Annotated in this window: 28 protein-coding genes, 1 pseudogene and 2 other annotated features; of the genes and pseudogenes, 18 read left to right on the top strand and 11 right to left on the bottom strand. The window is 35.2% G+C overall.

Annotated features, from left to right (window positions below; genetic code table 11):
- Positions 1-41 precede the first annotated feature (41 nt).
- Both AC1DMU_RS03325 and AC1DMU_RS03320 read left to right on the top strand, forming a co-directional pair.
- Complete coding sequence (locus AC1DMU_RS03325; protein ID WP_088064449.1) at positions 42-500, top strand: GNAT family N-acetyltransferase; 459 nt, start codon at positions 42-44, stop codon at positions 498-500.
- A 107-nt stretch (positions 501-607) separates the two neighbouring features.
- Complete coding sequence (locus AC1DMU_RS03320) at positions 608-985, top strand: hotdog family protein (protein ID WP_001101451.1); 378 nt, start codon at positions 608-610, stop codon at positions 983-985.
- Positions 986-1018: 33 nt separating this feature from the next.
- On the opposite strand, the gene AC1DMU_RS03315 is transcribed toward AC1DMU_RS03320, so the two are convergent.
- Positions 1019-1564, bottom strand: a complete 546-nt coding sequence (locus AC1DMU_RS03315; RefSeq protein ID WP_001020697.1) for a helix-turn-helix domain-containing protein — start codon at positions 1562-1564, stop codon at positions 1019-1021.
- A 156-nt stretch (positions 1565-1720) separates the two neighbouring features.
- Here AC1DMU_RS03315 and AC1DMU_RS03310 point away from each other — a divergent pair, with 156 nt between their 5' ends.
- Both AC1DMU_RS03310 and AC1DMU_RS03305 read left to right on the top strand, forming a co-directional pair.
- On the top strand, positions 1721-2125 hold the full coding sequence (locus AC1DMU_RS03310) for a DoxX family protein (protein WP_001071550.1): 405 nt from the start codon (positions 1721-1723) through the stop codon (positions 2123-2125).
- 21 nt (positions 2126-2146) lie between these two features.
- Positions 2147-3004 (top strand): VOC family protein, encoded by an 858-nt coding sequence (locus tag AC1DMU_RS03305; protein WP_088064448.1) that lies wholly within the window; start codon positions 2147-2149, stop codon positions 3002-3004.
- A 17-nt stretch (positions 3005-3021) separates the two neighbouring features.
- On the opposite strand, the gene AC1DMU_RS03300 is transcribed toward AC1DMU_RS03305, so the two are convergent.
- From AC1DMU_RS03300 to AC1DMU_RS03290, 3 genes are all read right to left on the bottom strand, one after another.
- Positions 3022-3336: a 4a-hydroxytetrahydrobiopterin dehydratase gene (locus AC1DMU_RS03300; protein WP_087985280.1), complete on the bottom strand. Its 315-nt coding sequence runs from the start codon at positions 3334-3336 to the stop codon at positions 3022-3024.
- Positions 3317-5071 carry an aromatic amino acid hydroxylase gene (locus tag AC1DMU_RS03295; protein ID WP_088064447.1) on the bottom strand — a complete coding sequence of 585 codons (1755 nt, stop codon included), beginning with the start codon at positions 5069-5071 and terminating at the stop codon, positions 3317-3319. Before AC1DMU_RS03295 ends, AC1DMU_RS03300 begins: the two co-directional genes overlap by 20 nt.
- Positions 5072-5233: 162 nt before the next feature.
- Positions 5234-5461, bottom strand: a binding site (T-box leader).
- 51 nt (positions 5462-5512) lie between these two features.
- Positions 5513-5742, bottom strand: a binding site (T-box leader).
- A 188-nt stretch (positions 5743-5930) separates the two neighbouring features.
- Positions 5931-8678, bottom strand: coding sequence for a S8 family serine peptidase (locus tag AC1DMU_RS03290; RefSeq protein ID WP_088064445.1), 2748 nt, complete (start codon positions 8676-8678; stop codon positions 5931-5933).
- 298 nt (positions 8679-8976) lie between these two features.
- Between AC1DMU_RS03290 and AC1DMU_RS03285 the strand changes: the two genes are divergently transcribed.
- Complete coding sequence (locus tag AC1DMU_RS03285) at positions 8977-10215, top strand: TolB family protein (RefSeq protein WP_087985277.1); 1239 nt, start codon at positions 8977-8979, stop codon at positions 10213-10215.
- Between the two features lie 42 nt (positions 10216-10257).
- Here the strand turns inward: AC1DMU_RS03285 and AC1DMU_RS03280 are convergent, their stop codons facing one another.
- Positions 10258-10380: a DUF4023 domain-containing protein gene (locus tag AC1DMU_RS03280; protein ID WP_000071861.1), complete on the bottom strand. Its 123-nt coding sequence runs from the start codon at positions 10378-10380 to the stop codon at positions 10258-10260.
- Positions 10381-10449: 69 nt separating this feature from the next.
- Positions 10450-10788 carry a phosphoglycerate mutase gene (locus tag AC1DMU_RS03275; protein WP_087985276.1) on the bottom strand — a complete coding sequence of 113 codons (339 nt, stop codon included), beginning with the start codon at positions 10786-10788 and terminating at the stop codon, positions 10450-10452.
- 70 nt (positions 10789-10858) lie between these two features.
- Here AC1DMU_RS03275 and AC1DMU_RS03270 point away from each other — a divergent pair.
- From AC1DMU_RS03270 to AC1DMU_RS03260, 3 genes and pseudogenes are all read left to right on the top strand, one after another.
- Positions 10859-11564, top strand: a pseudogene (locus AC1DMU_RS03270) (histidine phosphatase family protein).
- Positions 11565-11582: 18 nt separating this feature from the next.
- Positions 11583-12119 carry a delta-aminolevulinic acid dehydratase gene (locus AC1DMU_RS03265; protein WP_088064443.1) on the top strand — a complete coding sequence of 179 codons (537 nt, stop codon included), beginning with the start codon at positions 11583-11585 and terminating at the stop codon, positions 12117-12119.
- Positions 12120-12378: 259 nt separating this feature from the next.
- Entirely contained in the window at positions 12379-12879 is a 501-nt protein-coding gene (locus AC1DMU_RS03260) for a DoxX family protein (protein WP_088064442.1), read from the top strand.
- Between the two features lie 41 nt (positions 12880-12920).
- Here AC1DMU_RS03260 and AC1DMU_RS03255 read toward each other — a convergent pair whose 3' ends face one another.
- Positions 12921-13799, bottom strand: coding sequence for an alpha/beta fold hydrolase (locus AC1DMU_RS03255; protein ID WP_088064441.1), 879 nt, complete (start codon positions 13797-13799; stop codon positions 12921-12923).
- Between the two features lie 15 nt (positions 13800-13814).
- Positions 13815-14648, bottom strand: coding sequence for a GNAT family N-acetyltransferase (locus tag AC1DMU_RS03250; RefSeq protein WP_088064440.1), 834 nt, complete (start codon positions 14646-14648; stop codon positions 13815-13817).
- A 261-nt stretch (positions 14649-14909) separates the two neighbouring features.
- Between AC1DMU_RS03250 and AC1DMU_RS03245 the strand changes: the two genes are divergently transcribed.
- Complete coding sequence (locus AC1DMU_RS03245) at positions 14910-16295, top strand: alkaline phosphatase (protein WP_088064439.1); 1386 nt, start codon at positions 14910-14912, stop codon at positions 16293-16295.
- 55 nt (positions 16296-16350) lie between these two features.
- Complete coding sequence (locus tag AC1DMU_RS03240; protein WP_048541481.1) at positions 16351-16818, top strand: hypothetical protein; 468 nt, start codon at positions 16351-16353, stop codon at positions 16816-16818.
- Between the two features lie 75 nt (positions 16819-16893).
- Here the strand turns inward: AC1DMU_RS03240 and AC1DMU_RS03235 are convergent, their stop codons facing one another.
- The gene (locus AC1DMU_RS03235) at positions 16894-17544 is read right to left on the bottom strand and encodes a GTP pyrophosphokinase (RefSeq protein ID WP_000456212.1); all 651 of its coding nucleotides are present in this window, start codon (positions 17542-17544) and stop codon (positions 16894-16896) included.
- Between the two features lie 338 nt (positions 17545-17882).
- On the opposite strand from AC1DMU_RS03235, the gene rpmG reads away from it, so the two are divergent.
- Both rpmG and AC1DMU_RS03225 read left to right on the top strand, forming a co-directional pair.
- Positions 17883-18032 carry a 50S ribosomal protein L33 gene (gene rpmG / locus AC1DMU_RS03230; RefSeq protein ID WP_001265617.1) on the top strand — a complete coding sequence of 50 codons (150 nt, stop codon included), beginning with the start codon at positions 17883-17885 and terminating at the stop codon, positions 18030-18032.
- Positions 18033-18122: 90 nt separating this feature from the next.
- Positions 18123-19622: a YcdB/YcdC domain-containing protein gene (locus AC1DMU_RS03225; RefSeq protein WP_088064438.1), complete on the top strand. Its 1500-nt coding sequence runs from the start codon at positions 18123-18125 to the stop codon at positions 19620-19622.
- 58 nt (positions 19623-19680) lie between these two features.
- On the opposite strand, the gene AC1DMU_RS03220 is transcribed toward AC1DMU_RS03225, so the two are convergent.
- Positions 19681-20547: a hypothetical protein gene (locus AC1DMU_RS03220; RefSeq protein WP_088064437.1), complete on the bottom strand. Its 867-nt coding sequence runs from the start codon at positions 20545-20547 to the stop codon at positions 19681-19683.
- A gap of 185 nt (positions 20548-20732) precedes the next feature.
- On the opposite strand from AC1DMU_RS03220, the gene sigK reads away from it, so the two are divergent.
- Positions 20733-21446 carry an RNA polymerase sporulation sigma factor SigK gene (gene sigK / locus AC1DMU_RS03215; protein ID WP_000051382.1) on the top strand — a complete coding sequence of 238 codons (714 nt, stop codon included), beginning with the start codon at positions 20733-20735 and terminating at the stop codon, positions 21444-21446.
- Positions 21447-21736: 290 nt separating this feature from the next.
- The gene (locus AC1DMU_RS03210; protein ID WP_088064436.1) at positions 21737-22525 is read left to right on the top strand and encodes a phosphatidylserine decarboxylase; all 789 of its coding nucleotides are present in this window, start codon (positions 21737-21739) and stop codon (positions 22523-22525) included.
- 148 nt (positions 22526-22673) lie between these two features.
- Here the strand turns inward: AC1DMU_RS03210 and sda are convergent, their stop codons facing one another.
- A complete protein-coding gene (gene sda, locus AC1DMU_RS03205; protein WP_000853283.1) occupies positions 22674-22829 on the bottom strand; it encodes a sporulation histidine kinase inhibitor Sda in 156 nt (51 codons plus the stop codon).
- Between the two features lie 247 nt (positions 22830-23076).
- On the opposite strand from sda, the gene AC1DMU_RS03200 reads away from it, so the two are divergent.
- The 4 genes from AC1DMU_RS03200 to yhbY are packed head-to-tail and all read left to right on the top strand — an operon-like array spanning position 23077 to position 25856.
- Positions 23077-23589 (top strand): YqeG family HAD IIIA-type phosphatase, encoded by a 513-nt coding sequence (locus AC1DMU_RS03200; protein ID WP_000765308.1) that lies wholly within the window; start codon positions 23077-23079, stop codon positions 23587-23589.
- A 3-nt stretch (positions 23590-23592) separates the two neighbouring features.
- A complete protein-coding gene (gene yqeH, locus AC1DMU_RS03195) occupies positions 23593-24699 on the top strand; it encodes a ribosome biogenesis GTPase YqeH (RefSeq protein ID WP_088064435.1) in 1107 nt (368 codons plus the stop codon).
- Positions 24700-24714: 15 nt separating this feature from the next.
- Positions 24715-25548 (top strand): shikimate dehydrogenase, encoded by an 834-nt coding sequence (aroE, locus tag AC1DMU_RS03190; RefSeq protein WP_048541495.1) that lies wholly within the window; start codon positions 24715-24717, stop codon positions 25546-25548.
- A 5-nt stretch (positions 25549-25553) separates the two neighbouring features.
- The gene (yhbY, locus tag AC1DMU_RS03185) at positions 25554-25856 is read left to right on the top strand and encodes a ribosome assembly RNA-binding protein YhbY (RefSeq protein ID WP_000955225.1); all 303 of its coding nucleotides are present in this window, start codon (positions 25554-25556) and stop codon (positions 25854-25856) included.
- Positions 25857-25891: the final 35 nt, after the last annotated feature.

The following is a 25891-nucleotide window of genomic DNA, read 5'->3' as shown; positions in this document are numbered from 1 at the left end:
ATCTTTTGAAGAATGGTATATAAAAATAAAGGGGGGATTACATGTATATTTATCATAATGGCCTTATTATTCGTGAGGGAACGAATGGTGTGCCAGCATATGCAATTAAAACTTTATTCGAAGATGCTGGTTGGAGTAATGATGATATCCCTTCTTGGCAAATTGAAAAATTCACGATAGCATTTGAAAATTCAACATGGGCATTCACAATTTGGGATGAAGAAGAGATGATTGCGATGGTTAGAGTCATTTCTGATGGAATCATGATCGCGAACATAGTAAATTTAGTTGTGAAATGTGAATATAGAGGGAAGGGATTAGGTAAGAGACTTGTCGCTCTTTGTTTGCAAAAGTTGCCACATGGAGACTGGTTTGCACATACATCTGCGAGTAATTTTGATTTTTATAGAAGTTGTGGTTTTGAGGTGAGAGAATTATCGAGAAATGGAACATGTGCGTACTACGGGTATCAAGTAGCAAAAAAAGATGGGCACCGATAAAAGTAAGATAGTGTAGAAAAAGGATGCTATTTAATAATATAAACTGAACTGAGACTCATTTTATGATAAAATAAAAGAAAATTCTGTTTATTAAACGGGGGATAAAAATGAATGTAAAAGTTGGGGATGTATTTAAATACGAAAGAAGATTTACTGAGGAAGAGGTTTTTGAATTTGCAAATATTACAGGAGATAAAGGTAGGCATCATATGGAATATGATGAAAAAGGACGTTTAATGGTTCATGGTTTATTAACTGCTAGTATTGGAACGAAAGTAGGAGAAGAATTACATTACATAGCAAGAGAATTAGTAAGTGAGTTTATTAGACCGGTTTTTACAGGAGATACGATCACTTGTGAATTAACTTTAACAAATATTGAACAGATGGAAGGATATAAAAAGGTTTCAATCGAGTCAGTTTATCGCAATCAACATGAAAAGACTGTACTAGTTGGAACAAGTTATGGCGTTATAAGGGGATAAAAAAGAAGCCTGATTTACAGGCTTCTTTTTTATTTAATAAACACGTTTTCGATTTTCTGCATGACTAGAGATGAGTAATAATGCAGTTTCTTCCCCTATATTACGAACGATATGAGGAACACATGCATTCCAGGAGAAAGAATCACCTTCTTCTACTATTGCAATATCTTCTCCATGTTGAACTTCTAGTTTTCCGCGTAATACAAGGTGACATTCTTCCCCTTCATGGGCATTTGGTATATTTTCTTTCGGAAACCCAGCAGGAATTTCCACGAGGTTTAGGCGGAGGCCACCTTGCTCTGCAACATGTTCAATTCTTTGTTCATCTTTTCCGTATACACTGTATTTACGCTCTACCTTTTTGACAACTTTCAACCGATCTTTTTGTTCTAATAATAAATAGGGAAGGGGAACGTTTAAAAAATTGGAGATTGTTTCTAAAGTTGAGATAGATGGTGATGTTTTATTATTTTCAACCTGACTCATAAATCCTTTAGAAAGACCTGTTCCCTCACAAATTTGTGCGATTGTTATGCCTCTACGTTGACGAATTTCACGTATTGCAGAACCAATATTCATAAAATCAAGCTCCTTTTTGTAAACAACTATTTGTATCATAGCAAAAAAAATATATTTTTTCCCAGTGAAAATGAATTGACGAATAAAAAAAATTAGTGTATGTTTTGTAATGTAAATAAAAGTTTTGTATAAGAAAACTATAAAGGAGAGAATGAAATGAATCAACATATCGGTAACTTAATTATTCGTATCGTGTTAGGGGTAACATTCTTTATGCACGGTTTAACAAAATTCCAATCGGGGATTGACAATATTGCAGGGTGGTTTACAAGCATTGGTTTACCAGGAGGTCTTGCATACGGTGTAGCAACAGCGGAAGTAGTTGGTGGTATATTGTTAATTCTAGGTTTAGGTGTAAGATATATTGGATTATTATTTGCACTTGTAATGGTTGGAGCAATTGTAAAAGTAAAATGGTCAGCTGGTTTATTAGGGGATGGAAAAAATCCTGGCTTCGAATTAGAACTTGCATTGTTAGCAATGGGTGCGTACTTATTTGTTGCGAAAGCAGACGGTTTTGTAGATAATTTCTTAAAAGAGAAAATGTCAAAGAAGAACTAAATTAAATGGGGGGCTAACAAGATGAGTTTTCAACTTCATCCCGATACAACACTTGATGTTGTTCATTTATATGTATCAAATATAAAGAAATCACTAGAGTTTTATACAGAAGTACTAAGTATGAAAGTACTAAAAGAAGATGAAATGGTCGTTACATTTGGGAATGAAAATAACGAACCACTCCTTATCATTGAAGAAAAGAAAGAAGCTTTACCAAAGCAAAGAGGGAGAACGGGGTTATATCATTACGCAATTTTACTACCACGTAGACAGGATTTAGCGAATATTCTTCGTCATCTTGTAGAAATGGTATATCCACTGCACGGCGGAGCCGACCATTACTTTAGTGAGGCCCTCTATTTAGCTGATCCAGATGGAAACGGGATTGAAATTTATCATGATCGCCAAAAAGAAGTTTGGCGTGATGAGAATGGAGAACTACCATTTGTTAGTAACCCGTTAGCTGGTGAAGAATTATTGCAGCAAGGAATTGCGTGGAATGGTTTTCCAGCTGGTACTGTGATGGGGCATATTCATTTCCATGTAGCTGATTTGGAAGAAGCGAAACGTTTCTATGTGGATGGTCTTGGTTTTGAAGTAACAATCCCAGCTCGTAATGGCGCGTTGTTCGTATCGGCAGGTGGCTATCATCACCATATCGGTTTAAATACGTGGCAAGGTGAAGGAATACCGCCGCAAATGCCAAATTCTGTTGGCTTGAAATATTTCACAATTGTACTAGCAGATGAAAAACAAAAAGAGCAAGTATGTGAAAGCTTAAAAAATATTGGAAAGATTGCTACGTACAAAGATGGAATATTACAAGCCCAAGATCCATTTGGACATTGTATCCATTTCAAAATTAAAGGAGAAGCCTAAAAAAGGCTTCTCTTTTTTTACTTTCTTATAATTGCTTTTTCGTTTTGTAAAAATAGTTCATTAAACTGCTTTGCAAGCTCAAAATCTAGTTTCGTTAAACCTTTTGCATTCCAAGATGACAAAGTAATAATGACTGCTTTATACTGGATAAGGATAAATGGATGGTGATTACGTTCTTCTGATAGTTTGGCGGCTTCAGAGACAAATTCGACTCCTTTTAAGTAGTCGGAAAACATATATTTTCGTTCAATCCATTTTTCATCTTTTATCATCCATTTATCCACCTTTAATAATTCCCCTTGAACTTCTTCTTCAGTTAATCGTAGCATCATTTTTCACATCCTTTACATGCAGTAGTGCAAGACCATTGTTAATAAGGCGTGTTACAGCTTCGTCAGTTGTGAAAGTAGAAAGTTGTTGTAATAATGCTGCTGATGTTTCGTGTCCTTTGTTATGCTCTAAAAGTAATTCTAATATTTCAAGGCGAAGCAGCCATTCTTTCAGATAAAATTTATTTAATACCTCTTGAATTGCTACTAATTGATCGACATGTGCGTCGTGTAAAATACCTCCACCTCGAATATCACGAACTGTTTGATACATACGATCCAGCTCAGTTAATGCAAGAGGTGCTGGAGTTTCCTCTGTTTCTTCATCAATTGGGAAAAATGATGCTGCATCTGCTGCTCCTGGGAATACTGAAATGATTTGTGAGCCAACAGCCATATCAAATGCGCCCCATGAAGCATCAAATAATACGCGGGCGTTATAAGTAACTGTGCAATCGATAAAGGAAATAAGAGCAATTTTCTTATCGTTTTTTATAATATCTGTTACTTTTCCTTTTACATGAATACCACTTGCAAAAGTAAACTCAGCAATATTTCCAATTGTAATTCCTAATGATTGTAGTTGTTCATCTGTACAATTTTCTAATGCAATATTTTCAGTGAGTAATCCAATTGGTGTTCCAAAGCCGTCACTGTGTATAGATGTAGAATGATTCGCTAGTTGTTTATTATGAATTGCTAATGCAGTTGGTGAATTTGTTCGCATGTAAATCACTTTACCTGCATCGTTTTCAATTGTCTCGCTGAATGTACCTGTAATCTGTAATCCACTAGTTAGTTCAGCAGTTGCATAGTTTTCAGAGCGAATCGCTTTTTCTAAACCTTCCTTTCCACCTGTTTTAAAGGCCATCGTTTCAGCAAATGTCTCAAGTGCTTCAGTCAGCTCTTCAAATGATTCACAAACAAATAGTTGTGGTTGCATTTTTGTTACGTCATAAGTTGTACCTGTACATGCCTCGATAGAGAATGGAACCTTTTCTACAGCGTCCGTTAAGCAATGTTTGCTTTCGCCAACAGAAGAAAGGAGACCAGCACCATATATTTTTGGAGCATCTATATTTCCGATTAACCCATATTCTACTGTCCACCAGAAAAGACGTGAAATTTGTTCAGCTTCTGATAAACCAGAAACTAATTTTTGTTTTTCAATTACAGTATTTTCAGCAGCGGCAACTTCGTCAGGAGTAGAAGTAGGGCTTTCTTTTACGATTGTTAATGTACGAACAGCTTCAAAAGCATCATGTTCTTCTTTTGTGGAGAAAGCTTTCGCACCAATTTGTCCAAAGCGTTTCACATACTTCGCATATGTAGGATCCAGTAAAATAGGTGCGTGTCCTGCTGCTTCGTGTACGATATCTGGAGCTGGTGTATACTCGATATTTTCTACTTTGCGAATATCTGTTGCGATTGGTAGTAATCCATGTCCTTGGAAATCAAAGAATGCTACGCCGGGAATAAGTCCATCAATTGTTACAGCTCCCCATCCGCTTGGTGCTAAACAGTCATTCATTTCTTCTACCTTTGGAATTGCATCTATATTTATACCAGATGATTGTAGTCCGTTCACATAGGCTGGATGAGCAACGTCTTTTAAGAAACTATGATTTTGTCTCATAATGTAACGCCAAACAGCGTGATTCACCGGTGTATATTGATCATAATGCTGCGTGGATACGAATGGTTTTAAATGCGATGGAATTTCTGTTTTCTTTGTCATTTAGACATCCTCCTTGTTTTCTATAAAATTGAATATTGGTTGGGTATAGCTGAAACCACCACCTTTCAAAATTGTAAGCGCTTATAAAATTTTATCATAAGATTCGGAATTATTTAACATTTGTTTCTGTGAGAAATAGAAAAAGCCCCTATCGGAAAATCCGATAGGGGCGAAAGAATCGCGGTACCACCCTATTTGTAAGTGAAAAAATACTTACATCTCAATTAATGATAACGGAAAAACTCCGTCTTTTCCTTCATGCGTACAAGCACTACGAAAAAGAAGCTCCAGAATTGTAATTCATATTTATATATGTGCTAATTTCCACCGACCATTAGCTCTCTGTAACAGGGATATAAGATATTACTGCGATTCTTTCAACGCGTATATATGAAATTGTGCAAAAGGGAAGGACGCAAAAAAGCCCCTATCGGAAAATCCGATAGGGACGATAAAAACCGCGGTACCACCCTAATTGTAAACAGAAAAATTGTTTACCACTCACTTTAAGATAACGGAAAGATCCGTCTTTCTCTTCATGCATTATGTGCACTACGGGAAAGAAGCTCCAGAATTGTAATTCACGCTTGTATATGTACTGATTCGCACCAACCATCAGTTCTCTGAGACAGGGATATAAGTCGCTACTAGTATTCCTTCAAAGCCGATATATAATTCGTTCAACTAAACTATGTTTCGTATTATAAAACTATTTTTAAAAGATTGTCAACAATAATTTTATCTCGCTATTTGTGGGCAGTAAAACTCCTACCTCAAAATTCGGCCGGAGCAAAGAAGTTAGATGGAAGCTTTACTGTCCGTAAACGTCCGATTAGTGAGGGCTGATTAAAGTTTCACTTTATTTCACTTCTAAATCAACATTTAAATTAGATGTATTTCCAGCTGCATCAGTTGCTACAATATGAATAGTATTTTTTCCTTCTTGTAATTGGTTACGATCGAAATAAATGTCGTAACTTTTCTCCCAAGGATTCAGGAACGCACTTTCCCACACACCATTGCCGTTAATTTCATATTGCATTCTCACTGGAATACCAGGTGCAACCCAACCAGATTCTGTCATCCAATCTAGTAGGATATCGTCAACTTTCCCTCTAATAACAAGATTTTCTTGATCAATTTCGTGTGTTAACTTAGGGGCTGTTCGGTCGATAAATACAGCTCCTGTTTGCTTTGTTTCTCCACCCGAGGTAGAAGCGACAGCTTCGATTTGGTATAAGCCATCAGGTAGAGGAGATCCATCAGTTTTTGTACCATTCCATTTGAAAGATTTATAACCTGGTGTTTCGTTTTTACCTTGATATACCGTACCTTGATATGTCACACGGTCTTTCGTGATTAAATTGGCATGAAACGCTATATCTTCAACTGGTGTAACTAAATAGTAATTGATTAGGTTGTCATCTAATATTTTGTCATTATTTGGACTGAAAGTAGAATTAACGATTTCAAGGCCATCAATACGTTTGTATTCTTTCGGATCGATACTAAATGTAAATGGAATACGCATTTCTTCAGTTTTCCCTTGCTCTTTTACATACAGATTCCCTGTATATACGCCTTGCGGTAAGGAGCTATCTACAGTAATAGTAAAAGGTTTTTCAATATTACTATTCGGTTTCATACTAATAGAAGAAGGGAAAGAAGTTTGGATTTTTGTTTTTGTATCTAGTAATTCAATACGAGTTGAAAAGTTTTTCTTTTTGTTAGAAAGATTTTGTAACGTAATATTTTGTGTTAGTTTCACTTTGCCGCTATTCGGTTTAATAAGACCGAAACTTATATTGTTCGGTTTTACTAACGCATCCGTTTGAGCTGCTTTCGGAATGTTAATTAAACCTGATCCTTGTGCCATAACAGGATATGTATTTTCCTTGACATCTTTTAATGTTTTTGCAGTGTTGGCAAGAGCAGATTTCAATTGTTCTGTCGTCCAATCAGGATGCATTTGACGTAGTAAGGCAACAGCTCCTGCTACTTGTGGCGCAGCCATACTTGTTCCGTTGTGAGATTCATAGCCACCCCTTGGTACCGTACTAGTAATTTGTACGCCAGGTGCAACAACATCAGGTTTTATGAGCCAACTTCCTTGTGATGGTCCTCTTGAGCTGAAGTTACCAATAAGTTCTGTTTTGTTCGGTTGTCCAATCTTTATATTTTTCTTTCTTTTTGTAATTAAATTTTTCAATTCTTCGCCATTTGTACTTGATAGTTGCATAACTGGAAGAGCTATCTCTTCACGGCCAAAATATTCAGGCATAATATTAATTTCTTTTTCATTAGAAATTAGTAGCACTCCGATAGCTCCAGCTTGTTTCGCTTGTTCTGCCTTTACTAACGTGCTCGAAGTTCCTTGTAAAACAAGGGCGAACTTCCCTTTCACATCTTGTTTAGCGTAATCACTTGAATTACCGTAGCCAACATAGACAAGCTGAGCATCGTTTCCTACTTGGAAATCTGCTTTTGATAACGGTAATCCTTGGTAAGATTTATTAGAACCAGCTACTTGGAATGTTGGGAATGGAATAGAAACAGTCGATGCGCCAACAGAGATGACACTACTTGCGTTACCAGGAGCATCAACAGACCAAGGTTTTGGTCCATCATTTCCATTTGAAACGACTGCAGTAACACCAAGTTTTGCTGCGCGTTCTAACGTCATTGTTACAGGTTGATCAGGGACATTCAAATCTTGACCGAGAGATAGATTTAAAACATCTGCACCATCTTGAATAGCGCGCTCAATACCTTGAAGAATATCTTCGGTCGTACCAGTACCGCTATCATTCATTACACGATAGGCTAGAATAGACGCATTTGGAGCAACGCCTTTAATTTTTCCGTTACCAGCAATAATACCAGCTACATGAGTACCGTGTACGTTACCATCCATCGGATCGTTATCCTCATCGACTGTATCGTATCCACCGATATAGTTTGCTTGTAAGTCGGGGTGTGTATAGTCTACGCCAGAATCAATAATAGCGACTTTCATACCTTTTCCATCAAGCGGTTTGCCAGATGGATCTTTTAAATTCCATGCTTCAGGTGCACCGATTGTCGGTCCGCCAATATTTGGCGCTTCTTCTTTAGTAGCGCTTTTTGCTGTTTCATGCAATTTATATGTTAAGTTCGGATAAACAGCTTTTACTTCGGGTAAAGAAGCTAAAGCAGCAACTTGATCTCCTGGGATAGAAATAGAGAATCCAGAAAATAACGTGCTATACGTTTCTTTTATCTTTGCTTTTGGTGCTTTTTCTTTAATTTTCTTTGTTGTATCCTCTTGCGTCTTTTTTAGTTGTGCATGGTATGATTGCACATTTCCATTTTTTAAATCTGGAGCATGCTGAATGTTACTTTGTGAAGCGAGCGGAGCATGTTGCAATTCTACAATGACTGAAATTTCTTTTGATGTTTTTGTTTCAACATTTTGCGCGATTTTGTTTTCTCCCCATTGCTCAATATTCGCTTTTAACTGTGGACTAAATTGCTTCTCCTTTTGCAGCGGTTCAGCATGCGCGCTTAAAGCTCCAAAACTAGAAAAGACAAGCGCCATACTTAATAGTGCAGATGTAGTTTTTTTCATTGAAACTCCCCCTAGTAAAAAGTGCTAATATTCCGAAAAGTTATCTTACATTTTTGTTCTGAAATATGAAATCGAATGTTGGCTAAACTATACTTTCGACATAATTCATACCAATCCTCTTTGAATTAAAAATTTCTTGGGAAATTTTTTGGAATTATGTCGAATGGCTCATACACAGTGGGGGGGAAGCACATCCTTACTGAGTATAAATCCACAACAATTTTGCAATTAATATGGAGCGAAATTAGCATATAGTAAGCGGAATATGAGGAATGCTATAAGAAAAATGGAGGGACGTATGAAAAAAATTATCGTGAGTAGTAGTGTGGTTTTGTTTATTTTTTTATCTTCAATTTTTAGTACTAGTGCGGAACATAATGGGGTGAAGGTTGCTTTTATTCGTCATCATGACCTTTGGATTAAAATTGATGGGAAAGAAAAACAAATAACAAAAGGTGAGTACATAACAGGGCCAAAATGGTCCCATGATGGAGAATGGCTTGCCTATGCTAAAGGAAAGAAGCAAAACACCTTGGAGTTGTACCAACTGGAAGATGGAAAGAAAGTTAGGCCATTGCAATCTGAAGTATCGAATTATCAATGGTCACCGAAAGAGAATATAATTGCATTTGTATTTATGAATACATTAAATACGTTTGATGTCAAAAATAAGAATACAGATTTTGAAAATGTATCGGCTGGTGTAGGTGATTATGCATGGTATCCTGATGGAAAGAAGTTTCTTGTATCTTCTGAGGCACACTTACTTCCAACAGGATGGACAGGAGCTCAGCTATATGAAGTGCAAAAAGATGCACATATGAATCCTCATAAAATGAAGCATTTGTATGCATTACCAAATGAACATGATGATTTTTTAGCACTAGTTGCAAGTGGGTTTGAGTGGTCGCCAGATCAAAGGTGGATTTCATTTTTAGCGGTACCGACAGCTTCATGGTCAGCTGATAGTAATACGCTTTGCTTAGTTCGAGCAGATGGCAGTCGATTTGAAAAAGTAGATCAAATGTTATTAAACACACAATGGTTCAAATGGGCGCCATCCAAGAATATTTTAGCTTATATTGAAGGAAGCGGAAGAGTTGCGTTAGAGAATAAACATTTAAAAGTAAAAGAGCTGCCGGCACTTCAGCAGAACACCTTTACGCCGAAAGGATATGTCGATTGGGATTTTGCATGGAAGAACGATAAAGTAATGATCGTTTCACGAGCAAAAGAGGCAGGGATAGAAACTCCGCCAGAAAAAAGGCCACTGCCATCCTTATATGAGATCGATAGTACAAGCGATAAACAACAGCAAATCACAAAGCCACCTCATAAGCAAGGTGACTATCATCCCATCTTTATGAAGAAGAACAATCAATTAATATGGATACGCTCAGACCGTAAGAAAGCCAATGTATGGCTGTCCAATAGTGATGGGAAACAGGAAAAGAAGTGGATTGAAAATATAGATGTACCAGAATGGTATTATGAGAGATGGAATTGGGGAAATGTTATCTCGGTGAAAGAAGAATAAAAAAACGTGCCTAAAAGATAATTTTAGGCACGTTTTTTATTGTTATTTATGTGTTTTATTTGGCTTTTTTTTCGCGGGGTTTCCGTTCCCCTGACGCTTTCTATTTTGTTCATCTTTTGCTTGTTTTTCATGTAGTGTATCTAAAAAGTCATTCGAGTTACTCATTTTTATATCGCTCCTTTCATTTCGTCCTAATTACTATAACCATTTAGGAGGATAATCATGAGATAAAAGTTAAGCGCTTAATTTTCTTCGATAGTATACGTAAAATATGCCATACGTAATAAATAGCATAGATAAAATTTGTAACTCTACATTTTCTTTTAAAATAGTTGCGACAGAAGATGGTAAGTAGGCTGATGTATTGCTCGTTCCTACACCTAACCATTTGTTTAAGAGGTTAATGAAACAAAACATAAAAACACCAGACCAGCTTGCAATAATTGCCTTCTGCTTAATTTTTGTTTCACGTTCATCATCTGTAATCCAAGGATTAGCAGTTTTATCACTACTAAAAAATCCATTTATATATCCCCATATAATCATTCCAATTAAGATGGTTATCCATTTCATATTTGTGATTCCCCTCTCTCTCTTGTAAAAAGTATTTTACATATATAATTGTAATATTTTCCAAAATGTTATATCAAATATTTTTTACATATTGATTTTTCATATGGCAGGAATAATGGATGAGATAGGGAAGAAATTATGTTGAAGGATTTCATAGCGAGAGGAGGTTGGGTATGAAACTAGTCTTTGTTCGGCACGGTGAAGGAGAACATACAAAAGATTTACCGTCAAGTTTACAAGTGTTGCATCCACCATTGACGAATGAGGGAAGGAATCAGGCTAAATTCATTCAATTCGATGTACCATTGCAAGAAACGGATATATTAATTGCCAGTCCTACACGTAGAACTTTACAAACAGCGGCAATATGGAGTGCGAAAGTAGCTTGTCAAAAAATCGTCCATCCATATGTATCCCCACGTATTTTTCCTTATCGAGAAGGAGCGAAAACATTACCATGTGATTACATAGTAGATCAGGGAATGATAACAGATTTATTTCCACATTTTTCGATAGAGAAAAGTACAAATAAGCAGTTATGGACGGAAGGTATAAATACTATTTCAGAGAATCGTTTTCAGCAAATAGTAGATGAATTTCTTCTTTGGTGCTATGAGCTAGGCGCTGAAAGAATTTGCATTGTATCTCACGACGGGACAATTACAGCGTATAGGCAATATGTACAGAAAGTCGTTTTAACTAGATCTGATTTTTTGCAAGAAACAGGTATATATGAAATGGATGTATCTTTTAAAAGTCTGATTGATGAGATCTAATTATAGGATGGAGGGTGTATGTTGAATGTTGCATTAGTAGTTGGTTTTAATTCGGATTTAGAGGCGCAATCAATCCGAGCATCGCTTGAATATTTTGGGGCAAAAGTTGTAACATACTGGATTGGTAGACCGAGAGAGTTCATTAATATTCTTTCTGGAAAGGGTTTATATAATGATATCAATTATGTTATTTTTTGCTTTCATGGTGAGGAAGGAAAGTTTGTCATGGAAGAGTTAGGTGAAGATATATATGAACAAGATGAACCGAGGGGATACTTTGGTGCAGCAGAAATTTATAAATATGCAAAATTGCATAATACACATATTGTAAATAGCGGGTGTACGTTAGGGGAGCGAAAACTAGCAGAATCTTTCTTACATAGTGGGGCGAAATCGTATATTGGATCGATAGATTATGTAGATGGGAATGCAGCACTTATGTTTACAATACGCTTATTTTATGGGCTTATTAGCCATGAAAAAACGTTAGAAGATGCTTTTCAAGAGGCGAAATTAATCGATGAGGAGACACGTACATTTCAATTCTATAAATAGTGAAAACGCATTTATTCTATATTTGAATAAATGCGTTTCACACTTAACTCACATTTTTTTTACATTTTCTTCAATGAAAATGATTATCACCTATGGTATGATATGTTCAAGTTTTTACAGGTAATAGAAGTTACTATATATTAGTATTTAATGTTTTTTATGTATGTCACAAATTATTCATGATTAACATTTTAAAAATAAGTAACTAATGATATTATATTATCTGTAACTAACTTAATTACAACTTTAGGAGGAAGATATGGTTATTCAATTTTTAAGAGAAAACAAAGCAGTTTCTTTTGTGTTGGCAGTAATTCGAGTGTATCTTGGTTATACATGGTTAATGGCTGGAATCGGTAAACTACAAGGAAAAGGGTTCGATGCAACTGGTTATTTACAAGGTACAATTGAAAAATCTAAAGGAGCACAACCGGCTGTTCAATCTTGGTGGGCATCATTTTTACAAGATTTCGCAATTCCAAACGTTGATCTATTTAATACACTTGTAACGTGGGGAGAAATTTTAGTCGGAATTGGTTTAATTGTAGGCTGTTTAACAAAAACAGCGGTCTTTTTCGGTCTTGTAATGAACTTTTCCTATATGCTTAGTGGGTCAATTGGTGTAAATCCTGAAATGGTTATCCTATCAATGTTCGTTCTAGTCTCTGGTATGAATGCTGGTAAATTTGGAATAGATGGTTTCGTTATTCCGAAAGTATTAGGATCAAAAACTCAAAAGCGCCAAAAGCAAGCTGCTTAATATATGAAAGCGGGTATCTCAAAATGAGATACCCGCTTATGTTATTTTTCAACTTTATTGTTCTTAAAGAATTCTTTTACATAACCTACAAATTCTTGTGGCTCTTGACGAAATGGTGCATGATAACCTTTTTCGATAATATGGAAAGTACTATTTTTTAAGAATTGATGATACGTTTCTCCTTCTTTCCAAGAAACGCTACTATCATTTCTTCCCCATATAATTAAGGTTGGTTGTTTAATTTCATTTGCATTGATTTGAAGACGTCTAGGCCATAATTTCATTTTATTGTAATGCTCTTCATCATTACGCTTGGATTTAACTTTGTTTTCATCATAATCTGCAATAGTAGAAACAGTATTTAAATCAGTCGACAACTGTGGTTTTGGTGAACCTTGTTTATTAACGAATGTATGAGGACCGCCTGTAGCATCAGTTAAAATAAGGTGGGTAACGGCTTCAGGATATAAATAGGTTAAATTAAGAGAAATTTCTCCGCCCATTGAGTGTCCTAGTATTGCAAACGAATCATAACCTAGTTTTTTCATTAATTTATAATACAAATTTGCATGGGTTGGGAAAGAATAGTAAAAATCCATTGGCTTAGATGAGCGCCCGAATCCTAAAGCATCTACAGAAATAATTGTATGATCTTTTGCTAAGTCTGAGTAAATCTTTTGAAAACCATCTGACGATCCTCCAAATCCATGGATCATAAGTAAAGGTGGTTTTTCATTACCAATCTTTTTAAAGTAAATGGTTTGACCATCTATTTCTACCATTTTTTCCTCGGTAGCTAGTTTCGCTGTAAGTGTATTTTTCACTTGTTTTACTTGCTCTACTGGCTTTTCTGCTGCACTACATCCTACTAATAGTGTAAGAGTAAGACAACCTACCATAAAATAGCTAAATCGCTTCAATTAGGTGTCCCCTTTCTAACATAACGCTGTGTCTATCATAGCAAATAGCATATTACGATTTCCAGGAAGTTGGCTACCATTTTTCATCATAAGAGGTGAAAGGAGCGTTTCTTGGGAATTTTCTGTTTGAAGAAATTTACGAAATGAAAATTGTGAATGTGGGACATCAATTCTTACTGTGCCATTCCAACATTCACAGATTCTCTTGAATAATTGAATAGCATCCTTCTCTTGTTTTGCGATAAGTGGAGTGACGCATAATATATTACCTTTTTGTATACATAAGGAAAAAGCTTCTATACAGTTATTTCTCTCAATTTTAAAAGAGTGTATAGCTCTTGGTAATAGCGATGAGTAAAGTAAGGAACGATTAGCTCCAGTTGTAATTTGATCGAGAAAAATAAGTGAGACAAGATCTTGTTCTTTTACTTGTTGTGTATGAGCAATATGTGTCTTAGTAGTTTGTTTTTCAAAACGATGAATCGTCGTTACTGTTTGAAATTCGCATGATGTATAAAGAGGCTCGCCAGCTTTTGTTGCAATAAGTACAATTGGTTGTTTTGGATGAGTGTGTTCTAAGCAACAATTTAGCAAAATACGTCCGATGCCTTGGCCTTGAAAATTAGGATGGACGATTAACATGCCAATAGTAGAAAAACTATCTTTAAAAGGAAATACTCCTCCAGCTGCAATCAGTTTATTTTCATGCATATAACCGATAAGTGTGCCGAGAGAAAGATACATTTCGAATTGTTTTTTCATAAATTCTTTATCTTGTAACCATCCAATAGCTTTACAAAGGTCGAGTAAATCAAAAATAAAAGATTCATCTAGCTTTATTGTTTTCATAAATAGGCCCCACATTTCTATTAATTTTCATAAAAGTAGATTGAAAATGTTAAATAAGAGATTTACGTTACATGAAATCCAACTTGTTTATATTTTAATTGTAAAGGGGAAGAAGGTTGATACGAACAGACAAACTTATACAAATTATAACTGATATTTACATAAGTTAACAAAAAATTTACATATAACTAATTTTCTCTTAATAGTCTTCTATTAAATTTGATAGTGGGAAATGAATAACCTAATTAGGGGGACAAGACAGTGAAAAAGTTTGTGAAAAAAGCATGGCCATTTGCAGTTGTGGCGTCGTTAGCAGTTACTTCGGTGGCAACATGGAATTTTACACGTTCTAGTGAAGTGAATGCAGATGAGAGCGGAAGCAATGCAAAGATTAAAAATGTTATTGTGTTAATTGGAGATGGTATGGGTCCTTCATACATGACGGCTCATCGTTATATGAAAGATAATCCAAAAACATTCGAGATGGAATCTACAGAGTTTGATAAGCATCTTGTAGGAACACAAAAAACATATCCGGAAGATGAACATGAAAATATCACAGACTCTGCATCAGCAGCAACAGCTATGTCAGCGGGAATTAAAACATATAACGCGGCAATTGCAGTTGATAATGATAAAGCAGAAGTGAAAACTGTTCTTGAACAAGCGAAAGAAAAAGGGAAATCAACGGGACTCGTTGCTACTTCTGAAATTACACATGCAACACCAGCTGCTTTCGGTGCGCATGACATTAGTCGTAAAAATATGGATGCAATTGCAAATGATTATTTTGATGAAAAAATTAAAGGGAAGCATAAAGTAGATGTTATGCTTGGCGGCGGTGTAAAAAACTTTGTTAGAAAAGATCGCAATCTTACAGAAGAGTTTAAGAAATCTGGTTATAGCTACGTAACAGATCGAGATCAATTGTTAAATGATAAAAACGATCAAATTTTAGGTTTATTTGCACCAGGCGGTTTAGATAAAATGATTGACCGTAATGAGAAGACACCTTCATTAGAAGAAATGACAAATGCAGCAATTGAGCGTTTGAACAAAAATAAAAATGGTTTCTTCTTAATGGTTGAAGGAAGTCAAATCGACTGGGCTGGACACGATAATGATATCGTAGGTGCAATGAGTGAAATGGAAGACTTTGAAGAAGCATTTAAAGCAGCGATTGAGTTTGCGAAAAAAGATAAAAATACGTTAGTCGTTGCAACGGCAGACCACGCTACTGGCGGATTATCTTTAGGTGCGAATGGTGAGTATAACTTTAAAGTAGATCCAATTAAAGCTGCAAAACGCACACCAGACTTCATGGCAAATGAGATTGCAAAAGGTGCAAATGTAGAAGAGACATTAAAAAAATATATTGATTTACAATTAACACCAGAAGAAATTAAAGCGGTAAATGATATTGCTCCTTCAAAAGATGTAACAAAGATTGATAATGCGATTGAGGATATTTTCAATAAGCGTTCGGTTACAGGATGGACAACAGGTGGACATACGGGGGAAGATGTAAACGTATATGCATTTGGCCCTGGTAAATACTTGTTCTCTGGCGTTCAAGAGAATACAAATATCGCTAAACGTGTCTTTGATATTGTTGGCGGTGGCGATCCGAATAAAGGAAGACGCTAATTATCAAGAAAAGTGAGGCGAAATGCCTCACTTTTCTTTTTAGGAGATGGGAAAGATGAGGACTTTTTTCAGAGGGATAGGAGCCCTTCTAATAGGTGTATTATTGCTAGTTGGATGTCAATCCAAGGAGAATTATATAGAACAAAAATCTACTACTAAAAAAATTGAGGAGAAGGTACAAATAACGAAAGAAGAAGAAAAATCGATTCAAGATGTTATGGAGAAATTTGTACGGACGACAAATGAAAAAAATCTTGCTGAACATATGGAGTTATTCTCAAAGAAGCTGCCTAGTGCTGAAGACTTAAAAACACAAAAAGAAGCCGCTTTTCAAAAGGGAAATAAGAAAATTGAATTGGAACATATAGACATGAAAGCTAGTAAAGCAGGGTATGTTGTAGTTGAAACAAAGGAAAAGGAAATAGATGGGGAGGTCACTCTTCAGAAAAATGTACAGTATGCGCTTGGAAAAGAAGAAGATGGCTGGAAAATTGAAGAGGTTCGCACGATAGGGAAGAAATAAAGTGAAACTTTAATCAGGGAGTCTTACTGCCCGTAAATAGCGAAATAAAAAAGGTTCTCATTGGAGAGAACCTTTTTATAGTGGTAATAGAATTTGATTTGAACATGCTTCGATATCATCAATATCTTGGCGAATTGTTGCCATTTTATTATCAAGATCTTCAGCCTTCATTGCCGCATCATGTAGTTCATCTTTTAAATACTCAGGTATTTTCCCTTCATATTTATAATAAAGTTTATGTTCTAAACTTGCCCAAAAGTCCATAGCAAGTGTACGTAACTGGATTTCTGCAAATACATCTTTTGTACCAGAATTCAGTGATAAAGGATACTTAATGATCATGTGTAAACTTTTATATCCGTTTCCCTTTGGATTAGCGATATAATCTTTTACTTCTATGATTTCCATATCCTCACGCTTTTGAATGACTTCTTTTAAATGATAAATATCTTCTACGAAGCAACATGTAATACGAATGCCGATGATATCTTGTAAATGTGTTTGCGCATTTTCAACTGTCGGTAATAAATTTTTACGTTCAAGCTTTTTAATAATACTTTCAGGTTGTTTTAATCTTGTTTTTATATGTTCAAACGGGTTGTAATCCTCTAAAAATTGAGCTTCCCGGTTCATAATTTCAAATTTAGTTTTTAACTCTTCTAAAGCAAATGTATATGGTAGTACAAAAGCTTTCCAGTAGTTAACTGTTGATTGATTATATTCCATTTATATACACACCTTTTCCTATTTACAAGTGAGGTTGTTATTATACTAAATACCAAAGCATATAAGCGCAAGCAGCAAATGAGGAGATCATAAAACGATATTTAGTTTTCATATTTTCAACTCCTTTCGAGTAAGATTCTATATGAATAAACGTGATTGTTAATAAATTTACTATGTACAATTCTTATAGTAATAGATTCGTGTGAATTTCGTATGAACTAATTGTTTCAGATTTTTGTCTTTTTTTTGTAATTGACAAATAGAATAAACTTATATAACATATAAATCGTAATCATTACGTTTTAGTTTGCGATCTTTGAAAGAAAGGAGAATTACATATGCGTGTAAATATTACATTGGCTTGTACAGAGTGCGGTGATCGTAATTATATTTCTAAAAAAAATAAACGAAACAATCCAGAGCGCATCGAACTAAAAAAATATTGTCCACGATTAAAGCGAGTAACGCTACATCGTGAGACGAAGTAGAAGACTAGAGATATCTCTAGTCTTTTTTGTTTATAGCCATTTAGTTTTATTTGTTATAATTACCTTAAATTGTAATGAAGGAGAGGTATGATGAATCAAAAAGATAAAGAAGGAAAAGGGCAAGTGGCTCATATTATTGACATTTCAGATGATTATAGGCTTGTCGTAGATGATCAAGAAGGTGTGGATGACCCATATCATCTATTATGGTGGGAACATAAAGAGGATGAGGAGAGAACGATACAAATTACGCTGAATAGACATACTGGTAATTTAATCGAATTTAGTATAGATGATAAAAAATATTTTTCGAGTTCGAGTGGTAAGGAAGCGATAGGAGAGAATAAAGCAAGAGAGATTGCAAATGCATTCTTAAAAAAATATACAAAAGAAGGATATGAATTTTATACATATGTAACGGTTAAGGACGACAGGCGTGGTCGGAAAGAAGTAAATTATATGCAAGAAGTAAATGGCTATCCATTGCCGAATACAGGGTGTGTTGTGCGAGTTCATCCTTCAGGGAATGTTGTGCATTTTCGTTATAATGGACAAAAAGCTATCGAGAAAAAACCGTTATGGCCAAGTGAATTTGTTGAGGAGAACGTCGTTTTAGAGAATTTAAAAGCTAGACAAGATATGAGACTTGTATTTGTAGATTTAACACATTCTTCATGTGAGTATGAAAATGGAGAAGAAGTAACAGGGAATCATCTTGTATATGAACCAGAACCTAGTCATACGTTTATTAATGCAAGTACAGGTAAAGATTTATTTGGGCCCGATCATTATAAATTGCCTTCAACTGTAGCTGTTGAAAAACCGAAAAAAGGTAGCCGGCCAGACGATATATTCGATTTGTTTGAATGGAATAAAGAAAATTTTACAAAAGTAGCTGAGACGGAAAATGATGATGAAATAAGAATGAAATTTGTTCCGAAAGAGGAATTACAAAARCAGAAAGAAGAAAAGAATCCATATTTAATGAATGAATTCTTTAAAAAGCATTTACCGATGTTAAAATATAATAATTTAATTGGCATTACGGTTGATAAATCTACCAATGAATTAACTGGTTTTATAAAACTGACAGACGATAAAGAAGTAAAGCAAATATTTCCTAGAGAGGAATGTTTACAAAAAGCACTTCAATTTTTGGAACAAGTTATTCCAGATGTCACACAATATCTACGTCTTTGGGAAGAACGTGAAGAAGCAGAAGATGGGATTGAAAGATTTACCTTTTCCGTATATGTGAATGGCATTCCGGCAGAGTATAAGCAATTTATGGTTAATATCAATGCGGGAAATGGGGCTGTGGTGCATTATTCCGGAGAGTCTAGCAACCTTATAAAAGAATTGCTTACATACGAAACAACACCAAAAGTAAAAAAGGAAAAAGCGTTAGCAATATACAGAGGGGCCATGCGAGTTAATTTAGAATGGTTTTTAGAAAATGACGTAGAGGAAACGAACTACGAACTACTGTATAAACAAACGACGGATGAAAATTATAAAGAATCCTTTGATTGTAGTCGAGAAATTCGTTATATTGATGCGCATACGGGGGAAAAGATTTGGAGTGAATAGTTTTATGAAAAGCCAATCGAGAATCTCGATTGGCTTTTAGTTATATGAATAAGAGATATTAGTGGATTTTAAGTACGCCTTTTTGAGCTTCATACCAATCATATATATTTCCATCCGAACCTACTGCAAAGTTGTAAACGCGTTGGCGCTCGCCCTCTCCACGTGCATAGAAAACATCGTATAGTTTAATTCCGTTGATTATTCCGATAGGTTCAGTTGTGGCGCCATAGTGTAGTTGAGCTGTTTGAGGTCCCATCGTTTTTTCTAAGATTTTTATGGCATCCTCACTTGTGAATGTAGTAATATCGGCGGGTTTGTTTATTGGTTCATTCGATTGTTTCCCAGTTTGTTTATTAACTTGTTGATTTTCTTGTGTATTTTTAAATTCTGATTCAGTTAATGTGCTACCGTCACTCCCATTAACAATAATTTCTCCTGTTTGTTTATGAACAGAAAAGGTGAAATCAGCACGATAATTATCAAATTGAGGCGTGAAAGTATAGTAATCAGTACCCAGTTTATTATTAATTTTATTTTTTGCCGAGCTTTCACTAGGTAGAAGATTGTATGTAACTTCATTTTTATCTAATGTTCCGAATTTTCGGATGAGGATTTCTTTAGCCTTGCTTGCTGTTATGTTTATATTTGCAGCGTTGTCTTGTTTTTCTTTAATTTTTGTCTGTTCTTCAGGTTTTACTGGATCTTCAGGCATTGCTTGGTTTTTAGTTTTTGTTTGATTTTTAGCTTTTTCCTGTTCTTCGGGTTTGTTCTTGTTTTCGGTGTTTGTATTATCTTTTGTTGTCACAGTTTCCTTTTTGTTGTTATCAGTTTGTGTATTTGTATTTTGTTGTTCACAGGCTGAAAGTAGGAAGAGTGATAAAATGAGTACGATAGAGTTTCTGATTTTTACAGTTGAGTATGGCATGAAAACACCTCTTTCTAATTTTTCGCACTTTGTAAATTATAATATAATGAAAATATAATTCAATCGATAGGGTTCATTTAGTTCTCCAATAAGTTAAGGGTTCCATATTTGCTTAGTACAGACACAAACAACCTCACGCCCACATACACATAGTAAAGACCACTATTTTGGCGGAGGTGAAAGGTTTGAGTCTATTCGCCGCAATTGGATATATGGTTCGAGAAGTGTTTGTCTTTGTTTCTTATGTGAAGAATAATGCGTTTCCGCAGCCGTTATCATCAGACGATGAGAGAAAGTACTTAGAGTTAATGGAGCAAGGTGATGCTCAAGCGAGAAATCTGTTAATTGAACATAATTTACGGCTTGTAGCTCATATCGTTAAAAAATTTGAAAACACAGGGGAAGATGCAGAAGATTTAATTTCAATTGGTACAATTGGGCTCATTAAAGCGATCGAGAGCTATTCGGCAGGAAAAGGCACAAAACTTGCGACGTATGCAGCACGCTGTATTGAAAATGAAATTTTAATGCATTTACGTGTACTGAAAAAAACGAAAAAAGACGTTTCACTTCATGATCCAATCGGGCAAGATAAAGAGGGGAATGAAATATCGCTTATCGATATATTAAAATCAGAGTCTGAAGATGTAATTGATATGATTCAGCTTAGTATGGAGTTAGAAAAGATTAAAGAGTATATCGATATTTTAGACGAACGAGAGAAAGAAGTAATCGTGAAGCGTTTTGGACTGGGGCTTGATAAGGAGAAAACGCAACGAGAGATTGCGAAGGCACTTGGTATTTCCAGAAGCTACGTATCAAGAATTGAAAAGCGCGCTTTAATGAAAATGTTCCATGAATTTGTAAGAGCTGAGAAAGAGAAAAAAGCGAAAGAATAATGTACATTGCAAGCAGCCATATTTTAAAATGGGCTGCTTTTCTTTTTGTAAATAAGGAAAGAAAAAGAGTTGTGTTCAGAAGAAATCTATGTTCACTGTTGAAAATGACGGATTCTATCTGTAATATTAGAGGGTGCTAAACAATTTAAGAATAATACCATACTTAGTTTTCCGCATGTATAATGAAACAGTTCTATATGATATGTGGGAATAAGAACCAATTTTACATATGATATAGAAGGAAAAGAAGGGGAAGCTAAAGTTATAGACTGATTAGGAGGTTTCGCAATTTGCGACGTACATTATATCGACTTATGATCGAACTTACAAATGGTCGTTTTACTTCTTATATATTACGTAAATTTGCACAATCTCGTTTGAGCTCTATCATTATTCCATCGTATGCGAAAGTTTTTCAAATTAACCAAGATGAGATGGAAAAGGGTTTGAAGGAATATAGAACATTGCATGAATTATTTACGCGTAAGCTAAAAGAAGGAAAGCGTAGTGTTGATACAGATGCATCGAGTATCGTTAGTCCTGTTGATGGTGTTTTTGCTGATCACGGTCCTATTGAGGACACAAAAACATTTGATATTAAAGGTAAGCGTTATTCAATCGTGGATATGCTAGGTAATGAAGAACGTGCAAAGCGATATGCAGGTGGTACATACATGGTTATTTATTTAAGCCCAAGTCATTATCATCGTATTCATAGTCCGCTTTCTGGTTCTGTGACTGAAAGGTTTGTACTTGGTAGAAAGTCATATCCGGTAAATGCAGCTGGTATGGAATATGGGAAAGAGCCATTGTCAAAAAATTATCGCTCTGTTACAGAAGTAAATAGTGACGGTAAACATATGGCACTTGTAAAAGTAGGAGCTATGTTTGTTAATAGTATTGAGCTGTTGCATGAAAGAGACACTGTTCAAAAAGGTGAAGAAATGGCATACTTTACATTTGGCTCAACAGTTGTGTTATTGTTTGAAAAAGATATGATAGAAGTAGTGCAGGAATTGAAGAGTGGACAAGAGCTTCGTCTTGGTGAAAAAATTGCTACTCGTTCGGCTCATAAGTAAAGAAAACATTTTATAACTGTAAGCAAGAGTTATGGACAAAGATGCTTAATGATGAAATTCCCTAGATGGGAGTACTTGTTTATTCGAGAGCCATCGCAGGATGGCTCTTTTTACAAGTTAGCTCATTAAAATTTCACTTTATATGTAATCAAGACGATTTGACAAGCTTGTCCTCTAATGAGCGTCTAATCATTTCTTGTTTTATAAGTAAAATGAAGTCGGGATTTAATTTTAGTTCTTTTGCTTTATAATAAGACTCAGTGAGTAACTCAGTAGACAACTGTTCCATATATTTTGTTTTCAAGGTGAGTCACCTCCTAATAATTTAAGGATTGATTCGTTGTTGCATTTAATGTACCAAAAAAATATGACAGTCACAAACGAGTGGTTATCCACATACCTAGGTGGATAAAATGTGTATAGATTGTTAGTAAATTCCAAATTAGCTGAAAAATTAATGTGGAAAATGTGTACAATTTTATCCACAGGTCATATATCGAAATATGTTGTCGAAAAATTTTTATGAAAACTCCTCAAAGAGGTGAAAGAAATTGAAGCTATTTTTACCAAATGAATATGTGAAAAATGTATATCATGTTCAACCAGAAGATTTGAAAAAACGTGGAATTAAAGGTGTCATTACTGATTTAGATAACACGTTAATTGAATGGGATCGTCCAAATGCAACGCCACAACTTGAAGAATGGTTTTTGAAAATGAAAGAGCAAGGTATTCAAGTAACGGTCGTTTCAAATAATAATGAGCAACGTGTGAAAGACTTTGCTGATCCATTAGGTATTCCATTTATTCATAGTGCGCGTAAACCATTTGTTCGCGCGTTTAAGCGTGCGATACAAGAGATGCACCTGCAACCAGATGAAGTTGTAGTAATTGGAGATCAGTTACTAACGGATGTTTTAGGTGGAAACCGAGTGGGACTTCATACAATTTTAGTTGTACCGGTAGCACAAACGGACGGATTAGTAACGCGCTTTAATCGAAAAATTGAACGAAGAATTATGAGAAATATGAAGAAAAAAGGTTTAATTAACTGGGAGGAATAAAGTTTGACTGAAACAATTAAATGTATTGGTTGCGGTGTAGAAATTCAAACAGAAGATAAAAACGAAGTGGGATATGCTCCTACCTCATCTTTAGAGAAAGAACAAGTAATTTGTCAACGCTGTTTTCGCTTAAAACATTATAACGAAATTCAAGATGTATCATTAACAGATGATGACTTCCTACGTATTCTAAATGGAATTGGAAAATCGGATGCGCTAGTAGTTAAAATTGTAGATATTTTTGATTTTAATGGTAGCTGGTTACCTGGCCTACATCGTTTCGTGGGAAATAATAAAGTATTACTTGTTGGAAATAAAGCTGATTTAATTCCTAAGTCAGTAAAACATGATAAAGTAAAGCATTGGATGCGCTATAGTGCAAAGCAGCTAGGATTAAAGCCAGAAGATGTCTTTTTAATTAGTGCAGCGAAAGGGCAAGGGATTGCTGAGCTGGCAGATGCTATTGAGTATTACCGCGGCGGAAAAGATGTTTACGTTGTTGGATGTACGAATGTAGGAAAATCAACATTTATTAATCGTATGATTAAAGAATTTAGTGATGAGACTGAAAATGTAATTACAACATCTCATTTCCCAGGAACAACACTTGATTTAATTGATATTCCGTTAGACGAAGAATCTTCTTTATATGATACGCCAGGTATTATTAACCACCATCAAATGGCTCATTATGTTGGAAAAGAAAGCTTAAAACTTATTACACCAACAAAAGAAATTAAGCCAATGGTGTTCCAATTAAATGAAGAACAAACATTATTCTTCAGTGGATTGGCACGTTTTGATTATGTAAGTGGTGGTCGTCGTGCATTTACTTGTCACTTCTCGAATCGTTTAACAATCCATCGTACAAAGCTTGAGAAAGCAGATGAATTGTATAAAAATCATGCTGGGGATTTACTAAGCCCGCCAACACCAGAAGAATTAGAAAATATGCCAGATCTAGTGAAATACGAATTTAATATTCGTGAACCAAAAACGGATGTTGTATTCTCTGGATTAGGATGGGTTACTGTGAACGAACCGGGAGCAAAAATTGTTGCACACGTACCAAAAGGAGTAAGTGTTTCGCTACGTAAATCTTTAATTTAATATGGAGAGGGATTTATGAAACAATTATATGGTGTAATCGGAAATCCAATTGGACATTCATTATCGCCTGTTATGCATAACGATGCATTTGAACACTTGAATATGGATGCCCATTATCATGCATTTCTTGTTAAAGAGGAAGTGCTAGGGGAAGCAGTAAGAGGTTTAAAAGCATTAGGTATTTCAGGATTTAATGTAACAACGCCGCACAAAGTTGCTATTATGGATTATTTGGATGAGATTGACCCGCTAGCAAAACAAATTGGTGCAGTAAATACAGTGGTTCATAAGGATGGGAAATTGATTGGTTACAATACAGATGGAATTGGTTTTGTCCGAGCGCTGCAGTCAATTAGTAGTGAACCACTTCAGGAGAAACGTATTTTATTGCTTGGCGCAGGTGGTGCTAGTCGAGCTATTTATTTTTCTCTTGCTGATGTAGGTGTGAAAGAGATTGATGTAGCTAATCGTACAGTAGATAAGGCGAAAGAACTTATTGCTGCATGTACAGCTACTGTTAATTCTGTTGCTTTATCGTTAGAAAAAGCAACAGAAGAACAAGGGAATTATGATATTATCATTCAGACGACAACAATAGGTATGCATCCACGCGTCGAATATACGCCATTACAAATTTCTTCGTTAAAAAAAGGGACGATTGTATCAGATATAATTTATAATCCATTTGAAACGAAAATTTTATATGAGGCAAAAGAGCAAGGTGCAATGATTCAAAATGGTATTGATATGTTTGTTTATCAAGGTGCGCTTGCATTTGAAATGTGGACAGGGCGTGTACCGAATATCGATAGAATGAAACAATTAGTTATAAGAAAGCTTGGAGGCTAACATATATGTTAACAGGAAAACAAAAAAGATTTTTACGTGCACAAGCACATCATTTAACACCTATTTTTCAAGTAGGAAAAGGCGGAGTAAATGAAAATATGATTAAACAAATCGCAGATACTTTAGAAGTTCGTGAACTATTTAAAGTAAGTGTGCTACAAAACTGTGAATTCGATCGTCGTGAAGTTGCAGAAGAACTTGCAAAAGGCGCACGTGCTGAAATCGTTCAAGTAATTGGAAGTACAATCGTTTTATACAAAGAATCTAGAGAAAATAAACAAATTAAACTTCCGCGATCAAAAGAATAGCATATGCTATTTTTTATCGTTAGTGCGTAATGATG

It is taken from the genome of Bacillus sp. 01N45, from assembly GCF_056399205.1.
Note: the sequence above shows the minus strand (reverse complement) of the source record. Positions and strands in the feature narration are given on the sequence as shown.